Source organism: Actinoplanes sp. G11-F43, from assembly GCF_050589265.1.
Taxonomy (GTDB): Bacteria; Actinomycetota; Actinomycetes; order Mycobacteriales; family Micromonosporaceae; genus Actinoplanes.
Genome location: NZ_JBNZCE010000029.1, coordinates 124,353 through 131,050 on the forward strand (window position 1 = coordinate 124,353; position 6,698 = coordinate 131,050).

6 protein-coding genes are annotated in these 6,698 nt (G+C 69.3%); 5 read left to right on the forward strand and 1 reads right to left on the reverse strand.

The genetic code is table 11. The annotated features are described in order from the left end of the window. Positions 1-82: 82 nt before the first annotated feature. Genes ACQ0O7_RS32300 through ACQ0O7_RS32310 form a run of 3 tightly spaced genes read left to right on the forward strand, consistent with a single transcriptional unit; the run spans position 83 to position 2,057 of the window. On the forward strand, positions 83-712 hold the full coding sequence (locus ACQ0O7_RS32300) for a GntR family transcriptional regulator (protein WP_430787696.1): 630 nt from the start codon (positions 83-85) through the stop codon (positions 710-712). A gap of 10 nt (positions 713-722) precedes the next feature. Next, entirely contained in the window at positions 723-1,730 is a 1,008-nt protein-coding gene (locus tag ACQ0O7_RS32305; RefSeq protein ID WP_430787698.1) for a 1-aminocyclopropane-1-carboxylate deaminase, read from the forward strand. Between the two features lie 3 nt (positions 1,731-1,733). Beyond that, positions 1,734-2,057 (forward strand): hypothetical protein, encoded by a 324-nt coding sequence (locus ACQ0O7_RS32310; protein ID WP_430787700.1) that lies wholly within the window; start codon positions 1,734-1,736, stop codon positions 2,055-2,057. A gap of 1 nt (position 2,058) precedes the next feature. Here ACQ0O7_RS32310 and ACQ0O7_RS32315 read toward each other — a convergent pair whose 3' ends face one another. After that, a complete protein-coding gene (locus ACQ0O7_RS32315; protein WP_430787702.1) occupies positions 2,059-2,874 on the reverse strand; it encodes an SAM-dependent methyltransferase in 816 nt (271 codons plus the stop codon). A 158-nt stretch (positions 2,875-3,032) separates the two neighbouring features. Here ACQ0O7_RS32315 and ACQ0O7_RS32320 point away from each other — a divergent pair, with 158 nt between their 5' ends. Continuing rightward, positions 3,033-3,722, forward strand: a complete 690-nt coding sequence (locus ACQ0O7_RS32320; RefSeq protein ID WP_430787704.1) for a glycoside hydrolase family 12 protein — start codon at positions 3,033-3,035, stop codon at positions 3,720-3,722. A gap of 175 nt (positions 3,723-3,897) precedes the next feature. Beyond that, entirely contained in the window at positions 3,898-6,687 is a 2,790-nt protein-coding gene (locus tag ACQ0O7_RS32325) for an AbfB domain-containing protein (RefSeq protein WP_430787706.1), read from the forward strand. Positions 6,688-6,698 lie beyond the last annotated feature (11 nt).

Consider the following 6,698-nt stretch of genomic DNA (forward strand, 5'->3'; position numbering starts at 1 on the left):
GATCCCAGCCGTGACCGGGTTGCCGCCCGGTCACGGCATCTTCGTCTTGTCCGAACGCCACCTGACATCTAACATTTCAGTTGTGGAGAGCATCGGACGGCACCTGCTGCGGGACGCCGCCTACGGGCGGATCCGCGGCGCGATCGTGGACGGCACCCTCGCCCCCGGCTCCGCCCTGCGGCCCGACGAGCTGGCCGAGCGGCTCGGGCTGTCCCGCGCGCCGATCCGCGACGCCATCGCCCGGCTCGCCAGCGAAGGCCTGGTCGAGACCAAACCGCAGAGCTACACCCGGGTCACCGAGGTCGTCGCCAAGGACGTGGCCGACGCCGCCGCGGTGCTCGGCGCCATCCACGGCCTCGCCGTCAGGCACGCCGCCACCACCCTCACCCCGGCCCACCTGACCGCGATGCGCCAGGCCAACACCCGGTTCGCCGACGCCGTCCGGGCCGGCGACGCCGACGCCGCGCTCGCCGCCGACGACGAGGTGCACGCCATCCCACTGCTCGTCTACGGCAACCAGGCCGCCACCGGCACCGTCGAGCGGTACACCCCGCTGGTGCGCCGGGCCGAGCGCCTGCTGTTCACCTCGGCCGACGCCGGCCGGTCGGTGCGACTCCACGACGACCTGATCGCGGCCCTGGCCGCCGGCGACGGCGTCCGCGCCGGCACCGTCAACGGCGAGATCTGGGGCCACCTCCACCCACTGAGTTAGGCGGTTACCGATGGGCATCTCCGACTTCCCGCGCCACCCCCTGCTGTTCGGGCCCTCACCGGTGCACCGGCTCGACCGCCTCACCACCCACCTCGGCGGTGCCACCGTCTGGGCCAAACGGGAGGACGTCAACTCCGGCATCGCCTTCGGCGGCAACAAGACCCGCAAACTGGAATACCTGGTGGCCGACGCGCTCGCCCACGGCGCCGACACCCTGGTCTCCATCGGCGGCGTGCAGTCCAACCACACCCGGCAGGTCGCCGCGGTCGCCGCCGCCACCGGGCTCAAATGTGTCCTCGTCCAGGAGAGCTGGGTGGACTGGCCGGACGCCGTCTACGACAAGGTCGGCAACATCCTGATCAGCCGGCTCGCCGGGGCGGACGTGCGGCTGGTCAAAGCCGGCTTCGGCATCGGCTTCAAGGAGAGCTGGGAGCTGGCCCTGGCCGAGGTCGAAGCCGCCGGCGGTACGCCGTACGCGATCCCGGCCGGCGCCAGCGACCACCGCCTCGGCGGCCTCGGCTTCGCGAACTGGGCGTACGAGCTGATCGAACAGGAGAAACAGCTCGGCGTCTTCTTCGACACGATCATCGTCTGCTCGGTCACCGGCAGCACCCAGGCCGGCATGATCGCCGGATTCGCCGCCGCCGGAGGCCGCCCCCGCCGGGTGATCGGCATCGACGGCTCCGCCAAACCGGTCGAGACCCACGCGCAGGTCGCCCGGATCGCCCGCGCCACCGCCGCCCTGATCGGTGCCCGCGACCTGACCGACGACGAGATCATCCTGGACGACCGCTACCACGCCGGGATCTACGGCATCCCCGACGAGACCACCCTGGACGCGATGCGGCTCGCCGCCCGGACCGAAGGCATGATCACCGATCCGGTGTACGAGGGGAAGTCGATGGCCGGCCTGATCGACCTGGTCCGGCGGGGCGAGATCACCGCGGACTCCCACGTGCTGTACGCCCACCTCGGCGGCCAGCCCGCGATCAACGGCTACGCGGGACTATTCTCCTGACCTGTGCCGATCCGTCCCGCGACTCCCGCCGACGCCGCCGACCTGGCGGTGGTGCACGTGCGCACGTGGCAGGCCGCATACGCTGGCCACGTTCCGCGGGACTATCTGGATTCCCTGGAGCCGGCCCAGCGAGAGCCGGGATGGCGCCGGTGGCTGACCGAATTCCGCCATCCCGCAGCCATCCTGTGGGTGCTGGAGTCCAACGCACGGGCGCGGCGGTTCTACGAGGCCGCCGGATGGGTGCCGGACGGCGCCGTCAAAGTGGACTCCAGCAGGGGCTTCCCGATGCGCGAGGTGCGCTGCAGACGTACCGCGATCGGGGGTTGATCTAGGGTTTTCGTCCTACCGCTCCGTAGATGGCGATCTGTTCGGCGGATGGTCGCTGGTGTGCGGGGACCTCGGGCAGCCACTCGGAGACGGGGACGATGCCGGGGCCGATCAGGCCGAGGCCGGTGAAGAACTCGGCGAACTCGGCGCGGGTGCGGGGGTGCGCGTCGGACCGGCCCTGGGCGATCATCTCGCGGGCGACGGCGGCCTGCGCGGGTGTGGCGTAGTCGAGGGTGAAGTTGGAGGCGGCCAGGTAGCTGCCGGACGGGAGCGCGGCCATCAGTTCGCGGACCACGTCACGGGCCTCGGTGTGGTCCTCGATGAAGTGCAGCACCGCGATCAGCACGAGTGCGACCGGCCGGTCCAGGTCGAGGGTCTCCTTGAGTTGCGGGTCGGCGAGGATGGCGGCCGGGTCGCGCAGGTCTTCTTCGAGGTAGCGGGTGCGGCCTTCGGGGGTGCTGGTGAGCAGGGCGCGGGCGTGCACGCCGACCATCGGATCGTTGTCGACGTAGACGACACGGGCCTGCGGCACCCGGCGCTGGGCGACCTCGTGGGTGTTGTCGGCGGTGGGCAGGCCGGTGCCGATGTCGAGGAACTGGTCGATCCGCGCCTCTTCGGCGAGGAACCGCACGGAGCGTTGCAGGAACGCCCGGTTCTCCCGGGCGGAGAGCCGGACGGTCGGGTGCACGCTCTCGATCATGTCGCCGGAGGCGCGGTCGGCGGGGAAATGGTCCTTGCCGCCGAGCCAGTAGTTGTAGCGCCGGGCGGGATGCGCGGTCGTGGTGTCCAGCCCGGCCGGAACCGTCTCCTCCACCACGTCGGCACCTCTCAGTGAATCGATGCAATCCGATTCGACCTTACCGTAATTCCTTTGTGGACGGCGTTGTTGCACCGGTGTTGCCTCTGGCTTAATCTGGGCCCATCTCCGATCGAAGCGCTTCGATTAAGACACTCCTTCCCCCAAGGAGCCACAGCATGCGCAGAATCCGACTCGCCCTGTCCCTGTTCCTCGCGTCCGCGCTGATCCTGATCGGTCAGGCCCCCGCGCACGCCGCCGTCTGGTGGTCGTCCGACCAGTGGGGCAACTGGACCAGCAACGGGTACACCCTCTACAACAACATCTGGGGCAGCGGTGCCGGCCCGCAGACCATCTGGGCCAACTCGGTCAGCAACTGGGGTGTCTGGGCCAATCACCCGAACACCGGCGGCATCAAGTCCTACCCGAACGCCAGCATCACCGTGAACAAGCGGCTCAGCGCCCTGCGCAGTGCCACCAGCAGCTTCAACGTGACGGTGCCGAGCGGTGGGGCGTACACCAGCGCCTACGACATCTGGGCCGACGGTCACACGTACGAGATCATGCTCTGGATGAACAAGACCGGCCCGGTCGGTCCGCTCGGCACCTTCCAGACCAACACCACCGTCGGCGGTCACACCTGGGCCGTCTATCGCGGGTCCAACGGGTCGAACGCGGTCTTCTCGTTCATCCGCAACGGCAACACCAGCGCCGGTACGGTCGACATCCGCGCCGTGATGAACTGGATCCGGGACCGCGGCTGGTACGGCGACGTGACCCTGAGCCAGATCCAGTTCGGCTACGAGATCACCTCGGCGAGCGGCGGGCTGGACTTCGTCACCAACAGCTATTCGGCGTCGGCGTCCTGATCCGCGTCCATGGTGGCCCGAGTCGATCCGGCTCGGGCCATCGCTCTGTTTCCGCCAGGTTCCGGGAATGGTTCGGAACCTTGACAGAAGATTGGCGACGGTGGATGAATGTGTTCCACCGTGTGCGAGACCGTTCGGTCTTGCCGGATTCGGTTCCCGCTCCCCGAGGAGTCCGATGCGCCGTCTCGTAGCCCGTACCGCCGCGATCTTGATCTCCGCCACCGCCGGCCTGGTCGTCGCCGCTCCGCCCGCGACCGCCGCGATCATCCCGAAGACACCCCCGCTGACCACGCCCTGGACCGGCCAGGTCTCCACCACCAACCCGCTGCCGGAGTATCCGAGGCCGCAGATGACCCGGCCGGACTGGCAGTCACTGAACGGCGAGTGGGAGTTCCTCAACCCGGCGACCGACGCGGCCGGCAACGTCAACCGCAACGCGGCCCCGCCGATCGGCCAGACCCTGCCGGAACGGATCCTGGTGCCGTACCCGGTGGAGTCCGCCCTGTCCGGGATCATGCGCAGCGACAACCGTGACCTGATGTTCTACCGCCGCACGTTCACCGTCCCGCAGGGCTGGTCCGGCCGCCGGGTCCAGCTGCACTTCGGCGCGGTCGACTACGAGGCCACCGTCTGGATCAACGGCACCCAGGTGACCACGCACCGGGGCGGCTACGACCGGTTCGAGGTGGACATCACCCCGCAGCTCACCGGCGGGTCCAACGAGATCGTGGTCCGCGTCTACGACCCGACCGACGGGCGCGGCGAGAAACAGCCGATCGGCAAGCAGACCAACAATCCGAGTGGCATCTTCTACACTCCCAGTTCGGGCATCTGGCAGACGGTCTGGCTGGAACCGACCGCGACGTCCTCGATCTACTCCGCCGACATCTATCCGAACATCACGAACAACACCGTTCGGGTACGGGTGTTCACCCGCGGGAACGTCACCGGTCACACCGTGCTGGCCGAGGCGATGAACGGCACCACCGTGGTCGGCTCGTCGGCCGGCGGGTTCACCGAGTTCACCGTGCCGGTGCCGAACGCCCGCCGGTGGTCCCCGGACGATCCGTTCCTCTACAACCTGCGGGTGTCGCTGCGTAACGCCGCCGGGGCGACCGTCGATCAGGTGATCAACTACTTCGGCATGCGCGAGGTCGGCACCAAGCTGGTCGACGGGGTGCTGCGGCCCACCCTGAACGGCGAGTTCGTGTTCCAGGCCGGCACCCTGGACCAGGGTTTCTGGCCGGACGGGCTGTACACCGCGCCCACCGACGCGGCCCTCCTCTTCGACCTGCAGAAACACAAGGACCTGGGCTTCAACATGGTGCGCAAGCACATCAAGGTGGAGCCGGCCCGCTGGTACTACCACGCCGACCGGCTGGGCCTGCTGGTCTGGCAGGACGTGCCGTCCACCCCGCCGTTCGACGCGAACCGGACGGCCGCGCAGATCGCCCAGTTCCAGACCGAGGCCCGGGAGATCGTCGACGAGCACCGGGCGTTCCCGTCGGTGATCACCTATGTGCCGTTCAACGAGGGCTGGGGTGAGTGGAGTCTCGCCGACACCGCCTCGCTCACCCGCGAGCTGAAGGCCTACGACCCGACCCGTTTGATGAACGCGCACAGCGGCTTCAACTGCTGCGCCGCCAAGGGCGACCCCGGCACCGGCGACATGATCGACTGGCATGTCTACACCGGACCGGACGCCCCGCGCCCGTCGTCGTCGCGGGTGTCGATCCTCGGCGAGTTCGGTGGCATCGGGCTGCGCACTCCCGGCCACGAGTACAGCCCCGACAACCAGTTCTTCGCCTACGAGCAGGTGTTCAGCAACGCCCAGCTGAACGACAGATTCACCGGCATGATCCGGGACTCGCAACGGCTGATGACCACCAAGGGCCTGTCCGGATTCGTCTACACCGAGATCACCGACCTGGAGGGGGAGTACAACGGGCTCTTCACCTACGACCGGCGGATTCAAAAGATCGACACGCTTGCGGTACGGGCGGCGCTCACCGACCTGATCCGGGCCTCCCGCAACCAGAACTCGGCGGTGCCGCTCACCCTCGGACACGTCCGCTCGTTCCGGGTCACCACCGCCGGGCACACCGGCCGGCATCTGCGGCACGCGAACTCGCTCGCCCGCACCGACGTGATCAGCGGTGACGGGGCCCGGCAGGACGCCTCGTTCCGTACCGTCGCCGGTCTCGCCGATCCACGCTGCCACTCGTTCGAATCGGTCAACCTCCCCGGCCGTTTCCTGCGGCACGCCTCCGGTCAGGTTCGCATCGACGCGAATCCCGCGGCCGGCGACGCCACCTGGTGCGCCCGTCCCGGCCTGGCCGCCGGTGGGGTGTCGTTCGAGGCGTACAACCAGCCCGGCTCGTTCATCCGGCACGCGTCGGAGAACGTCCTGCTGGCCGCGAACGACGGATCCGCGCTGTTCGCCGCCGACGCCACCTGGAACGTCGCCGACCCGGCGTTGTGGCGCAGTTCGGTCCTGTTGCCGTACGACGCCCGCCGCTCGCTGCAGGTCACCACGTGGGGCTACACCGACCGTTACCTGCGGCACGCCGACGGCCTGGGCTGGACGGCCGCGGTCAACGCCTCCAGCAGCGCCCTGCTGAAGGCGGACGCCACGTTCACGCTGCGCCGAGGCCTGGCCGAGTCGTCCTGCTACTCCCTGGAGTCGGCCAACTTCCCCGGGCAGTTCCTGCGCCACGCCTCCGGCCGCATCCGCCTGGCGTCCAGCGACGGTTCAGCGTTGTTCGCCGCCGACGCCACGTTCTGCGCCCGTCCCGGCCTGAGCGGCACCGGAGTGACCTTCGAGTCGCTGAACTTCCCCGGCAGCTTCCTGCGCCACTACGACGCCCAGGCCCACATCGCCTCCGGTGCGGGCGCCGGCCCCGACCGTCCCTTGACCCTGACCGCCGACAGCTCCTGGACCGTCGCCAATCCCTGGACCCCGTAAGGCCCGGCCGG